Source organism: Temperatibacter marinus (assembly GCF_031598375.1).
GTDB lineage: Bacteria > Pseudomonadota > Alphaproteobacteria > Sphingomonadales > Kordiimonadaceae > Temperatibacter > Temperatibacter marinus.
Window position 1 is genome coordinate 1,743,099 of record NZ_CP123872.1, and the last position, 13,553, is coordinate 1,756,651.

The 13,553-nt window shown below is 44.5% G+C and carries 12 protein-coding genes; 7 read left to right on the forward strand and 5 right to left on the reverse strand.

What is annotated here, in order from left to right; genetic code table 11:
• Positions 1-282 precede the first annotated feature (282 nt).
• On the forward strand, positions 283-1,791 hold the full coding sequence (locus tag QGN29_RS07785) for a PAS domain-containing sensor histidine kinase (protein WP_310797286.1): 1,509 nt from the start codon (positions 283-285) through the stop codon (positions 1,789-1,791).
• A 35-nt stretch (positions 1,792-1,826) separates the two neighbouring features.
• On the opposite strand, the gene QGN29_RS07790 is transcribed toward QGN29_RS07785, so the two are convergent.
• The 4 genes from QGN29_RS07790 to QGN29_RS07805 all read right to left on the reverse strand — a co-directional run bounded on the left by QGN29_RS07790 (position 1,827) and on the right by QGN29_RS07805 (position 6,041).
• A complete protein-coding gene (locus tag QGN29_RS07790; RefSeq protein WP_310797287.1) occupies positions 1,827-3,038 on the reverse strand; it encodes a dipeptidase in 1,212 nt (403 codons plus the stop codon).
• 62 nt (positions 3,039-3,100) lie between these two features.
• Positions 3,101-4,930, reverse strand: a complete 1,830-nt coding sequence (gene feoB, locus QGN29_RS07795) for a ferrous iron transport protein B (protein ID WP_310797288.1) — start codon at positions 4,928-4,930, stop codon at positions 3,101-3,103.
• Positions 4,931-4,941: 11 nt separating this feature from the next.
• Entirely contained in the window at positions 4,942-5,190 is a 249-nt protein-coding gene (locus tag QGN29_RS07800) for a FeoA family protein (protein WP_310797289.1), read from the reverse strand.
• Positions 5,191-5,339: 149 nt separating this feature from the next.
• Complete coding sequence (locus tag QGN29_RS07805; protein WP_310797290.1) at positions 5,340-6,041, reverse strand: response regulator transcription factor; 702 nt, start codon at positions 6,039-6,041, stop codon at positions 5,340-5,342.
• A gap of 300 nt (positions 6,042-6,341) precedes the next feature.
• On the opposite strand from QGN29_RS07805, the gene QGN29_RS07810 reads away from it, so the two are divergent.
• The 6 genes from QGN29_RS07810 to msrQ all read left to right on the forward strand — a co-directional run bounded on the left by QGN29_RS07810 (position 6,342) and on the right by msrQ (position 13,111).
• On the forward strand, positions 6,342-7,607 hold the full coding sequence (locus QGN29_RS07810; RefSeq protein WP_310797291.1) for a hydrolase: 1,266 nt from the start codon (positions 6,342-6,344) through the stop codon (positions 7,605-7,607).
• A complete protein-coding gene (astA, locus tag QGN29_RS07815) occupies positions 7,604-8,632 on the forward strand; it encodes an arginine N-succinyltransferase (protein ID WP_310797292.1) in 1,029 nt (342 codons plus the stop codon). Before QGN29_RS07810 ends, astA begins: the two co-directional genes overlap by 4 nt.
• 16 nt (positions 8,633-8,648) lie before the next feature.
• Entirely contained in the window at positions 8,649-10,115 is a 1,467-nt protein-coding gene (gene astD / locus QGN29_RS07820) for a succinylglutamate-semialdehyde dehydrogenase (RefSeq protein WP_310797293.1), read from the forward strand.
• Positions 10,116-11,444 carry an N-succinylarginine dihydrolase gene (astB, locus tag QGN29_RS07825; RefSeq protein ID WP_310797294.1) on the forward strand — a complete coding sequence of 443 codons (1,329 nt, stop codon included), beginning with the start codon at positions 10,116-10,118 and terminating at the stop codon, positions 11,442-11,444. It begins immediately after the preceding gene.
• Positions 11,445-11,534: 90 nt separating this feature from the next.
• Complete coding sequence (msrP, locus tag QGN29_RS07830; RefSeq protein WP_310797295.1) at positions 11,535-12,476, forward strand: protein-methionine-sulfoxide reductase catalytic subunit MsrP; 942 nt, start codon at positions 11,535-11,537, stop codon at positions 12,474-12,476.
• A complete protein-coding gene (msrQ, locus tag QGN29_RS07835; protein ID WP_310797296.1) occupies positions 12,476-13,111 on the forward strand; it encodes a protein-methionine-sulfoxide reductase heme-binding subunit MsrQ in 636 nt (211 codons plus the stop codon). Before msrP ends, msrQ begins: the two co-directional genes overlap by 1 nt.
• On the opposite strand, the gene QGN29_RS07840 is transcribed toward msrQ, so the two are convergent.
• Positions 13,108-13,524: a hypothetical protein gene (locus QGN29_RS07840; protein WP_310797297.1), complete on the reverse strand. Its 417-nt coding sequence runs from the start codon at positions 13,522-13,524 to the stop codon at positions 13,108-13,110. The two genes, msrQ and QGN29_RS07840, sit on opposite strands and share 4 nt — an antisense overlap.
• Positions 13,525-13,553: the final 29 nt, after the last annotated feature.

Here is a 13,553-nt window from a genome sequence, read left to right on the forward strand (position 1 = left end):
ATTATCCTCTTCGTGTCGTTTTCGCCGATTATTCGGCTTATTATTTTTATATGATCACTTCTTTGGTGATCGGTTTATAACTTTTGTATAATCTATATCAAACGCCCTGTCACGTAGAATCCCTCTCATTATAGTGATGAACTGTGATTTTGCGATAAACTGTTCCAAATATGCGACAAAATGATTTGCATATGAAGGGATCCGTTCACGGGGCTTGGCTTAAACTTGACTCTCTCAAGGGAGCATGACAGACATAGACTTATGTTTAGGAGTTCAGATTAAATGTCTAAAGACATGTTGGTGTTTAAACTATCATCAATGTTTAATCTATCGGATAAGCCAGTCCTTGTGTTTCATGAGAGTAGCGTGGTTTTTGCGAATGATGCTCTCTTGTCTTATCTAGGGGAAAAACCGAGTCAGTTGTTTGGGCAATCAGCTCAAATTCTGCATAATTATCTTAAAAAAGAAGATCACGATAGACTGTCAAATTTCATGGGGGAGGAAAGCGATATTCCCCAAGAAGGATTGTTATCATTCCTTAATAAGTCAGGAACTTACATTGAATTTTCAGTCTCGATGCTCTCGATAGATATAGAACAACACCCGTTGAAGATACTTACGTTGGATGAAGAAAAAAATGAAACTTTCTCGACTCAGGACCTTTTAGGATCTAACAGCCTATTCAAACAAGTCTTTAAACTTTCCCCAGACCCTATTGTGATCACGCGTTTAGGCACAGGGGAAATGGTTGATGGCAATTCAGCCTTTTGGAACTTAATTGGTCCAGGCCAAGAGGGCTTAACCAGTATGTTTGATCTATGGGCCGATGATACGGCAGGCCGTATGATGCATCATGAATTGGTTAACAAATCATCTATATATAATATGCCAGCTACATTAAAAACACGGGGTGGCATATATAGAGAACTTAGGTTTTTTGCTGAGAAAATCCATGTGGAGCATGAAGAGCTTGTTTTGATCATCGCACGAGATGTTACGGATGAATTGGACAGAGAGCGCGAATTAGAAAAAAATAAAGAGTTTGCTGAAATTGCTAGTCGAAGTAAGTCAGAGTTTTTGGCGAATATGAGCCACGAACTAAGAACGCCTTTAAATGCCATCATAGGGTTCTCAGAAATTCTGCAAGGGGAAATATTTGGCCCTCTTGGACAGGAAAAATACAAAGAATATGCCGATGACATCTTTACAAGTGGTCAGCACCTTCAGGACATCGTGAACGATATTTTGGACCTCTCGAAAATTGAAGCGGGCCGCCTAGAGACAGACCTTAAAGTCATTGATCCAACGGAAGGGATCAATCAATGTCTCCGTCTGATACAGGCAAAGACAGATAATAGTGAAATTCGCATTGAAAGTGCCTTTAACCAAAATATTTTCCTCCGAACTGACGAGCGGCTTCTCAAGCAAATTGTTCTGAATATTCTCTCAAATGCAGTGAAATTCACACAAGAAGGCGGCCAGATTGTACTTTCTTTGCAGGAAGGACTAGACGGCACTGCAACACTGGCAGTTGCTGATACTGGAATTGGTATGTCCCCAGAGGAAATTCGTCAGGCTATTCAACCTTTCGGGCAGGTGGATAGTTCCTATACACGCAAGATGCAGGGGACTGGTCTGGGATTGCCACTTGTCAAGGCGATTGCTGAGAAATTGGGAGCTCGGTTTCTTTTGGACAGCGCAAAAGATCAAGGTACTCAAGTGAGAATAATTTGGCCTGCCGCTTATGTAGAACAAGCAGATACAGTAGATCTTAGTATCGACACTCTATAAAGAGAAAGGCCCTGAAGAACAGGGCCTGATGTCATTTAATTTTTTGCAGCATACTCTTCTGTTTGTTTCCAAACTCGTAGAATGTTGCCGGATAATATTTTCCCAATATCCTCTTCTGTGTAGCCACGTTCCAGCAAGCCCTTTACAAGGTTAGGATAACTTGCAGCATCTTTCAGGCCTGTGGGCAATGTGTTTCCAACCCCGTCATAATCGGAGCCAAGACCAACTCCATCAACGGTCCCAGTGACTTTTACGACATGGTCAATATGGTTGAGAACATCACTGATGTCTGCAAATGGATATGGATTTTCACTAGTCCAATTTTTTATGAATTCTTTTCTAAGCTCATCGGAGTCTTCTGATCCAGCTACTTGAAGGGAGGCTTCATAAGCTGCTGTGCCTCTTGAGCGATAGGTGTTTGCATCTTCTGTTAAAAAAGCTGAGCCATAATTAATCATAATCAGGCCACCAGTTTCGACGAGTTTTTTAATCATTTCGTCACTCATATTGCGCTCAAAACCCGGTGTGAAATGACGGGCACTGGAATGAGTTGCTATGACAGGGACTTTTGACAATTCTACCGCACGGTAAAAGGCTTTATCAGAGACATGACTGATATCAACCATAATTCCCATGCGATTCATATGGCCAATGAGATTTTCGCCAAACTGACTCAAGCCTGTCTCATATTGGCGCTCTTTGTCATAGCTACTGTCTGAAATATGATTGGTTTTACTATGGGCAAGCGTAATATAGCGAATGCCCCTTTCATAAAATTTCTCAAGATTTTCAAGACTGTTATTGATAGGAGATCCATTTTCCATGCCAAGCGGTAGGGCAATTTTGCCTTCTTTAAAAGCTTTCTCAGCCTCAGCGACGGTTTTGACAACTGTAAATTTATTGGGAGCGACTTTTGCCATTTTTTCTACGATATCAATCATTTTATGGGCATGATCTGTTGAAGCTTGACTATCCCCAAGATTGGCGGGCGTATAGATTGACATAAAGGGGACATTCAATCCCCCCTGTTGAGCCCGTGGGAAATCGAAGTCCCCCTTTTCTGTTGCAAGATGAACGTCTTCCCAGCCATCATTGAGTCGATAAGGCACATCTATATGTGTATCAACGATCAAGACATTCTGGGCAATCCGATTGGCTTTTTCATCAAGAGTTTCTTGTTTTGTATCACAGGCCGTCAAAGAGAAGGCGATGAGTAAGGTTGCCGTTAAGCGATTGAATTTTTCCATGATCTAGTGATCCCCTATTATTGCTAAATTTGGTTTAGCAAGGGAAGAGGGTAGTTACAAGCCTAGCTCACAAAAAAGAGTGTCCCATGATAAGTTAAGAAAGACATTACATAAGCTAGTCCAAACATATATCCCATCATGATTAAGGGCCACTTCCAGCCATTTGTTTCCCTGCGGACAACAGCAATTGTAGATATGCACTGCGGGGCATAAACAAACCAAACAAGAAAAGAGAGCGCTGTTGCAAGAGACCATTTTTGCGCTAAAACATCTCTTAACTGTGTAGCAATCATATCTTCACTGCCACTCAAGCTATAGACTGTTCCAAGAGCAGCGACGGCCACCTCTCGGGCTGCCATGCCAGGAATGAGCGCAATTGACATTTCCCAGTTGAAGCCGATTGGTGCAAAGATCACTTCTAACCATGATCCGAGTATGCCGATGAAACTATAGTGGATTGCAGGGCCAGAGGCTCCTTCGGGAGCCAGTGGATAAAGGGAGAGTACCCAGAGAATGATGGTCGAATAGAAAATGATAGTCCCGGCACGGTGCAAGAATAATTTTGCGCGCTCATAGAGGCCTGTCATGATAAATCTGAGGTTTGGCATTTGATATTTTGGCAGTTCCATCATGAACGTCTTCATGCGGTTTTCCGTCATAACACGTTTCATAACATAAGCCACGATAAGGGCTGAGAGAATGCCTAAAAGATAGAGTGCGAACATCACAATGCCCTGAAAATTGAAGGGACCGATTGATGATGCAGGAATGAAGGCTCCTATCAGAAGCTGATAAACCGGCAATCTGGCTGAGCATGCCATCAGTGGAGCGATCATGATTGTTGCAAGACGATCTCGTTCATTACTAATGGTGCGTGCTGCCATGATGCCAGGAATGGCACATGCAAAACTTGATAAGAGGGGAATAAAGGCACGCCCATTTAAACCAACTGTGGCCATTAATTTGTCCATAAGAAAGGCTGCTCTAGCCATATAGCCCGTGCTTTCTAAAATAAGGATAAATAGGAAAAGAATAATGATTTGAGGTAAGAAAACAATCACTGCGCCAACCCCAGCCAGAAGGGCGTCTATAAGGATGCTTTTCACCCATCCATCAGCCAGACTTTCCTCGGCAATAGTCTGCAAGGTAGCGATTGCTTCCTCAATGAGGTCCATTGGCAGAGCGGCCCAGCTAAAGACAGCTTGGAACATAAAAAATAGAATGCTCAATAGAATGAACAAGCCAGCTCCTTTATGAAGAAGAAGGGCGTCAAGATTCCGTGTTAGTGTATGTTGAATGCCTTGATTAATGAGAGATTGCTTTGCTGTGATCGTTGCTTTTTGCTGAAGTTCTTTTGTTGATAAGCGGGTGTTATTTGGGGTGTTATGGTCTACCTGCAAGGCACCGAATGCAGCATCGCAAAGGGCTTGGAGGCCCTTTTTTCTAACGGCGACTGTTTCAATGACAGGAAGGCCTACCAGTTCAGATAATTTTTTGAGGTCAATTTCAATCTGATCTCTTGCGGCCAAATCAGCCATATTCAAAGCCATAACCATTGGAATACCAAGTTGCTTGACCTCGAAAGCAAAGCGTAAATTTTGTTGAAGGTTTGTCGCGTCTACAGTCAGGATTAGAGCATCGGGCTTAGCTTCGCCACTTTGCTCTCCTAAGAGGACACTGCGTGTAACCGCTTCATCTTGACTTCTTGGACTGAGGCTATAAGTCCCGGGCAAATCAATAAGACTGATGTCATCATGTCCTGGAAGTGGCCCTGTGCGGCGTTCCACCGTAGCCCCAGGATAGTTGGCTACTTTTTGCTTTAGGCCGGTTAAGGCGTTAAAGAGCGCCGATTTTCCGCAATTCGGATTACCAATAATAGCAATGGTTTTCATCTGGCGATCCTTTATTTTGAAACAGCTATAATAATATGAGAAGCGTCTTTACGCCTTAAAGCTATGGTCATCTGTTCAACCTGGACGACCATAGGGTCACGACCAAACAAACTTTCATTAATGACTTCCACCCTGAAATCTTCTGAAAAACCGATTTCTCTCAGCCTCTCAGTGATTTCATGGTCATTAGAAAACTCTTTGATCACGCCTTTATCTCCGGGTGAGAGTGTATCGAGAGAGTGTAGGGATGTCTGTACCATGTGAAGCCCATTTGCAATTCATTCTTAATAACGAAAGAGGTAGCACGCTTTAGGAAGCATGGCAAGGCAGACTGTTTCAATAATTGATGAGATTGAGCCATAAAAAAAGGCCCCTTAAAGGAGCCTTTGAGAAAATCTAAGAGAGAAGGTTAGCTAATCGCCATTGCCATCTCATAGGTGTTGTTGCTCATCGTTTGTGATCCAGAATATTGCAAGACAGCCTGAGTTCTATTGGTGACGCCAAGGACTTTAAAAATTGCGTGCATATGTGCTTTGACAGTGCCTTCAGCGATTTCGAGGCGCGCTGCGATTTCCTTGTTCGGTAATCCATCTGCAGCCATCGCCAAAATCTGACGCTGGCGGAAAGAAAGACGTGATAAATCTGAGGCGCTGCGTTTAATTTGACGTCCTTCAGGTAAGGCTGCCGCTTTAATGGCGGAAACAAGGTTTGACTTTGGCAAGTCGCTTTGCTGCGCCGAGTATGAGGGCTGGGACACATTCATGATGCGTCTAATTGTTGCCATGGTTTGATGTACGCTGGCATCTCTTGGAAGCATTTCGCAGAGTCCATCACCGTGGAGCAGGGAAGCAGGCTTCTCTCGATTAAAGAAAGACAGGATGGCTGCATTCGGGAAAAGGCGTCTGGCTAGATGTAACCACTTTTGACCATCTGTTCCAAGCTGATGCGGTGTCAAAAGGATGAGGTCAATGTCGCTCTCTTGAGCCGTTTTTGACAGAAATTCCTGTTCGCTATTGGCAGTAATGATGTTGCTGAAAGGTGTTGACATGTTCACAACTTCTTTCAGTGTTAAACGGAATAGTTCCTGTGTTTCTATAATGAGGGCTTTCATAGATAATCTCGCTGCGATTGTTATTTTATTATGTGCCTTTTTGGCGCTTAGTTTATTTATTCCTAAACTATAGACATTCTGATTAAAACTTTTAGTGGTCTGCGATTAATGGAGTGCCTTTTGCGATAAACTGATTGGTCAGGAAATCTTGGCCATAGTGGCAACTTCTGAGTTAGACGGTTTTTAAGGAGTAAAACTTCTTGACCTAGCTTTCCGTTCGTTGCTAAGTGAACGGAGAGGGTAATACATTCCTGCTGGCAGAATGTGTCATGTCGGCGTCTCGTATTTCTAATCTTTAAAATGGATACGACACTCACTTCCTTTATTAAAAGCGAAGACTGTACAAATACATTGGACTGGATATCAAAGCAGCACGACTTGATGGTGCAAACAGTTCAAGAATGGTCTCTTATCAATAGCGGTAGCCGAAATTTAAGCGGCCTAGAGAAAATGACGCAGATAGTTGCTGACTTTGCAAGACCTCTAGGCGCTGACATTGACTATATTTCCCTTGAGGATACAGAGGTGGTCAATGATAGAGGCGAAGCAATAGGGTTTCAGAACGCACCTATCTTAAGGCTTCGTAAGAGGCCAAAAGCTAATCGAAGATTATTGCTAACAGGGCATCTGGATACTGTTTTTCCTGTTGAAAGTGATTTTCAATCGCCGACATGGCTCAATGACTCACTCCTTAATGGTCCAGGGGTTGCTGACATGAAGGGTGGCATTATTGTCATGTTGATGGCTTTGATGGCCCTAGAAAAGTCCCCTTTTGCAGAGCGGATTGGATGGGAGATCTTACTTTCTCCTGATGAAGAGACAGGCTCTCTTGCCTCGGCGCCTGTGTTGATGCAAAGAGCGAAAGCAGCAGATATGGGATTGACCTATGAGCCTGCAATGCCTGATGGCACGATGGCTGGCGAGCGTAAAGGCAGTGGCAATTTTACATGCGTTGTTTTCGGTAAAGAAGCTCATGCTGGCCGTGCCTTTTACGAAGGCCGAAACGCGGTCGTTGCTCTTGGGGATCTGATAGGGAAATTAGCTGCCTTGTCTGGCCAACGCGAAGGTCTTACAGTTAACCCTGCTGTCATCCAAGGAGGAACCGCTGCGAATGTAGTACCGGATTTGGCTCAATGTAAATTTAACGTTAGGTTGGAAAGGGTGGAAGATCAGCAGTGGTTTGAAACGGCTCTTGAAAATATGATCGACACAGCCAACAAGCAAGACGGGATAACAGTAAAATTATATGGCGGAATAAACCGCCCGCCCAAAGTTATTACTGCAGAAAACCAGCTTATGATGGATTTAATTGCGGCCTGCGGGGCTGAGCTTGGTCAGTCGATTCAGTATATTCCTACGGGGGGGTGCTGTGAAGGCAATAACCTTGCTGCTGCCGGGCTGCCAAATGTTGATACTTTAGGGGTGATAGGGGGGTATATTCATAGTGATCAGGAATATGTAGACGTGACCTCTTTTGTACCGCGAGTGCAGTTGTCAGCTTGTATTATGATGGCTTTTGCAGAGGGGTATTTTAATGATGTGCTCAGAAAAGGAGGGAAGTCATGATTGTAGTGAGGCCTGTTGAGGATCGCGACTTAGAAGGGCTGCTTGCTTTAGCTGCAAGCACAGGGACAGGGCTCACCACCTTGCCGCACGATGCTGACGCACTTAAATATAAAATAGAACAGTCTAACCTAGCTTTCGATAGTATGACTCCTTTGGATGGAAAGCATGCATACCTCTTTGTCCTTGAGGATTGTGAGAATGGGGTTATTGCTGGGACAAGCGCCATTGTGGCAGGTGTAGGGTTGGACCGGCCATTCTATAGCTACCGCTTGCTTCATTTAACACAAGTATCTACGGAACCTCAGATGCGGACTGATATGGAACTTCTACAGCTTTCCAATGATTATGTTGGCGCGACCGAGGTTGCAACACTATTCTTGAGTGAGGCGTATCGGCGTGACCAGCTTGGTAAATTGCTGTCAAAGGCGCGTTATCTTTTCATGGCAGCACATTTAGATCGATTTAGCGATAAAGTTATTTCTGAAATTCGAGGCTGGGTTGATGAAAAAGGCAATTCACCGTTTTGGGAAGCCATTGGGCGCCATTTTTTTGGTATGGATTTTAAAACAGCCGATGAAATAAATGGTATGGGCAATAGTCAGTTTATTGCAGATTTAATGCCTAAATTTCCAATCTACACTGCTTTATTATCTAGGGAAGCACGAGATGTCATCGGAACGCCTCATGAAAGTGCGACACCCGCTATACGGCTTTTAGAAAAAGAAGGGTTTAGATTTTCAGGTGCTGTGGATATTTTTGACGCGGGCCCCGCTCTGGAAGCGCATAAACGCGGAATTTATACTGTGCGAAAGTCAGAGCGAAGATCTTTTGCAGGTGCCATAGAAGGGAGTGTTTCTAAGGCAGATCATCTGGTGTCAAATGAAAGCCTTAAAGATTTCCGAGTTGTGTTGTCTAATGTTGCGGACACAGATAGTGGCTTATGGTTGCCAGAAGAAAGTGCTGTCGCATTACGGATAAAAAGAGATGATGTGGCTTTTGTCGCTCCGCTTCACATAGAAGAATAAAGAGTAAGGAATAAAGATGTTATTTATTGATGGGCATTGGATCGAAGGGCGCGGGATCGATATGAGCTCCCATAGCCCGCATAACGGTACGCAACTTTGGACTGGAGCGTCAGCAACTGACAATCAGGTGAATGCAGCTTTAGAGGCGGCGACTGAAGCCTTTCAAGTCTGGTCATTCCAAAGCTTTGAAGCACGTTTAGAGATAGCTCGTGCTTATGCGGGTATCTTGAAAGAGAATAAAGATAAGTTGACAGAACTGATCTCTATGGAAGCTGGAAAGACCGGTTGGGATGCCGCTGGAGAAGCTACAGCTATGATCAACAAGGTTGAGATCTCTGTCACGGCCTATCAGGAAAGAACAGGATCGAAGGAAGCCGTGAACGGAACGCTTAGATCCAAACTTTCACATCGCCCTTATGGTGTCATGGCTGTTTTTGGTCCCTATAATTTTCCTGGCCATTTACCAAATGGGCATATTGTTCCTGCCTTGTTGGCAGGCAATACAATTGTATTTAAACCGAGTGAACTGACACCTGCTGTTGCAGAGTTCATGGTGAGCTGTTGGGAGAAAGCTGGGCTGCCTCACGGTGTTCTAAACCTTGTGCATGGCGGCAAGGAAACAGGTGTTGCCCTGACGTCTAGCCCTCTCATCCAAGGGGTTCTTTTCACGGGAAGTGCTCAAACAGGTATTGCGATTAATAAATCGCTCGCCGGACGTCCTGAAGTAATTTCAGCATTAGAGATGGGGGGTAATAATCCCTTGATCGTGCACAAAGTCGATGATCTGGAAGCCGCAGCAACGCTGACAATATTATCGGCCTATATTTCAAGTGGTCAGCGGTGTACATGTGCTCGGCGTTTGATTGTACCTGAAGGCCCTGAAGGTGATGCTTTCATTGCGACACTCGCTAATATGATCGATCGGATTCATGTTGATCAAGTTACGAGTGATGAGACGGCTTTTATGGGGCCTGTCATTACCAAAGAAGCCGCAGATCATGTTCTTAAAGAACAGGAGCGGTTGATTGCAAAGGGGGGCGCCGTTATTAGGAAGTCTGAGCGCCTCTCAGCTCTTGGTGACGCCTTCCTTTCACCTGGACTTATTGATGTATCTGTTGCAACGGATGTCCCAGATGAAGAGATTTTTGGGCCGCTGCTTCAACTGACACGCGTTTCGGATTTTGATGAAGCTATTAAAACTGCCAATCGGACAAAATACGGACTCGCATCAGGATTAATTTCTGATGACAGAGATCTTTACGAGTATTTTTACCCACGCGCTCAGGCTGGTATTGTGAATTGGAACCAGCAATTAACTGGAGCAGCATCTACAGCTCCCTTCGGTGGATTAGGCCATAGCGGAAATCATCGTCCAAGTGCTTATTATGCCGCAGATTACTGTGCATACGGCGTTGCTACAATTGAACAGGCAGAGGGTAAAGTGGTGGTCGCCTCAGCACCCTTGGGGTTGAAGGATAAGTAAATGACAGTGCATGAAGTGAATTTCGATGGCCTGATTGGGCCGACTCATAACTATGCTGGTTTAAGTTATGGCAACCTTGCCGCGACGGGCAATAAAGGGAATATATCAAATCCTCTTGAGGGTGTTCTTCAAGGGATTGATAAAATGATGCATGTACGCTCTTTAGGGTTGGTGCAAGGATTATTTCCTCCTGTGGATCGTCCAAGCTTACGTGTGTTAAGAGAACTCGGATTTAAGGGCAGTGATGAAGAGATGTTAGTATCCGCTTGGACTACATCTCCTGAACTGGTGCTAAACTTAATGAGTGCGAGCAGTATGTGGACAGCAAATGCTGCGACTGTGACACCTTTTTCGGATAGTGAAGACGGACGGACTCACTTTACTGCTGCGAATTTAGCCGCCATGTATCATCGCTCGACAGAACATCCAACAACGGCACGAATGCTGAAGACAATTTTCTCAGATGAGAGCCGGTTTGTGCACCATACTCCCTTACCAGGAGGAACCCACATGGGCGATGAGGGGGCTGCCAACCATAATAGATTTTGTGCTGATTACGGGGAAGAAGGCCTCTCTCTCTATATTTACGGTCGCCGTGCCTTTGAGAATACGAGAGATTTAACATTCCCAGGGCGTCAAACTCTAGAAGCTTCAGAGGCGGTTGCCCGACAGCACGGTGCTAAGCAAGCTCTTTTCTATAGGCAAAGTGCAGCAGCGATTAATGCAGGAGCCTTTCATAATGATGTCGTGGCCGTCTGTAACAAGAATGTATTCTTCTTTCATGAAGAAGCTTTTGAAGATAAAGCAGGATTGCTGACTGCTGTGCAAAAGTCCTTCCCTGATCTTGAAATTGAATTTGTTGAGGTGCCGACAGCACAGGTTTCACTGAATGATGCAGTGAAAAGTTATTTGTTTAATTCCCAGCTAATTTGCGAAGCGGGAGCAGAAAAGATGACACTGATCGCGCCATCTGAATCTGCAGAAACATCCTCGGTGAAGGCGTATTTAGAAGAGTTACTCGATCAAGGCGGCCCTATAGGGAAAGTGGATTTTATGGATGTCCGTCAGAGTATGCGCAATGGAGGAGGGCCAGCATGCCTCCGGCAGCGTGTTGTCCTAAGTGATGAAGATTTAGCCTCAATGACGGGGCGAGTGATTATGGATGATCAGCTAGCGCATGATTTGAGGGCTTGGGCGAGACGCCATTATAGAGATCAACTGGACCCCAAAGATTTGGGAGATCCTCTGCTTATGCGAGAGAGTTTTACGGCTCTTGATGAGTTAACATCTCTTCTTGAACTCGGTACTCTTTATGATTTTCAGCGCTAACAATCCCTAAGATCGCAACCCAGTAACTGATTTGTTATTTTGCCCGTTCTGTGAACTGTCCTATCTATATAGAGAGTTAGGAGATAGTGAATGTTGATCAAGTCGCGTGAAAGCTGGATGCTTAGTGAAAATGATGTCACCGATAAAGATATTTATCTTAATCGTAGAAGTTTTATGAAAATGTCAGGGGCTGCCGCACTGGCAGGAACTATTGCATCACACGCGCAGGCAGTTGACCGCGATATTGCTGGGTATAAAAAGGATCCATCGTCTTTAAGCTCTGAATTGACGTCCTATGAGGCTGTGACGGGCTATAACAATTTTTATGAATTCGGCATGGGCAAGGACGATCCTGCTAAATATGCGCATAAGCTTACAACAGACCCTTGGACAGTAAAAGTCTCGGGCCTTGCTGAAAAAACGGGCACATATGCGCTTGAGGATCTTATCGATTTTAAAGCTGTTGAAGAGCGTATATACCGATTGCGCTGCGTAGAAGCTTGGTCAATGGTGGTGCCATGGATTGGCATACCTCTTAAGGACATTATTAAAAAACTAGAACCGAAATCCGAAGCGAGATATGTCGCGTTCAAAACCTTGAAACGCAAAAGCGAAATGCGGGGACTGCGTTGGCCTGTCTTAGATTGGCCCTATCAAGAAGGGCTGCGGCTGGACGAAGCGATGAATCCTCTCACTTTGATGGCAGTCGGCTTGTATGGGGACTTACTGCCAAACCAAAACGGCGCACCCTTGCGTCTTGTTGTGCCTTGGAAATATGGGTTCAAATCCATTAAATCAGTAGTGAATATTGATTTTACCCGCCGGGAACCAATGACCAGTTGGAAACGGTCAGCACCTCGGGAGTATGGATTTTATTCTAATGTCAATCCAGAGGTCGATCATCCTAGATGGTCTCAATCGACTGAGCGCCGTATTGGAGAATGGGGACGCAGAGATACTTTAATGTTTAATGGCTATGAAGAGCAAGTTGCTGAAATGTATACCGGTATGGATTTGAAGAAATATTTCTGATGATTCCTTCTTATCAATTTAGGCTTATTGTTAAACCCCTACTTTTCTTCGCTATGGCCTGGCCAGGAGTGTGGGTCATTTTGCAGTGGCGCTATGCGCGCCGCGGTCTGTCTCATGAACTCGGCTTTAACCCAGTAGAATATATTCATCACTATACGGGAGACTGGGCCATTTACTTTTTATTGATTGGATTGGCCATCTCGCCGCTTTCTCGTATCAAGCAGATGCGGCAGTTGATCTCTATGAGGCGAATGGTGGGCCTGTTTGCTGCCTTTTATGTTGTCTTACATATATTAGGATATCTTTGGCTTGATTTACGGTTTGATATGCGAGATTTTTTGCAAGATATTTTAAAGAGGAATTATATCACCGTCGGGGTGATCGCATTTTTGATGCTGATACCTCTGGTCCTGACCAGTACAAAATTTGCCATGAGAGGCATGGGAGCTCGAGCATGGAAGAGACTTCATACTCTTGTGTATTGGATTACAGGACTCGCGCTTATGCATTTCTTTATGATGAGAAAAGGCTTCCAACTAGAGCCGCTCATATTCATCGGGATTTACCTGATTCTCATGAGCTTTCGTTGGAAGCCAAATTGGTTGAAACTCTTATTTAAGAGTAAAATTGCTTAAGCTTTCTCAAATTTTGACTGGTCGAGATCAAATTTCAGAGTAACGCCGTCACATTGGTTTTCAACTTTATTAGCAGCCTTCTCCAAGCGTTTCGCCATCAGAAGTAAATCAAGAATTGATTTATCCATGATCATCTCGCCCACAACCTCACCTTGATCTTTGATAGCAAAGGTCATGAGGGTCATCAGAAATTTATAATCTTTTCCCTTGAGTTCTTGCTTGAGACCATTCAGGACGCACTTGCACTCAGCAGGATCATTGTCCTTTTCTTCAAGGCAGGCCTTCATTAGATCTTTTTCGGTTTGTTCAATGGATTGCTCGCTTAGAATTTTATCATCAAGGGCGCTGGCGCCTGAGAAGGCAGGCATGACAAGACTTAAAGCGACAACTACAGCTGTCAGTGTTTTTTTCATGGGTGGTTTCCCTCGCTATTGAACCTATG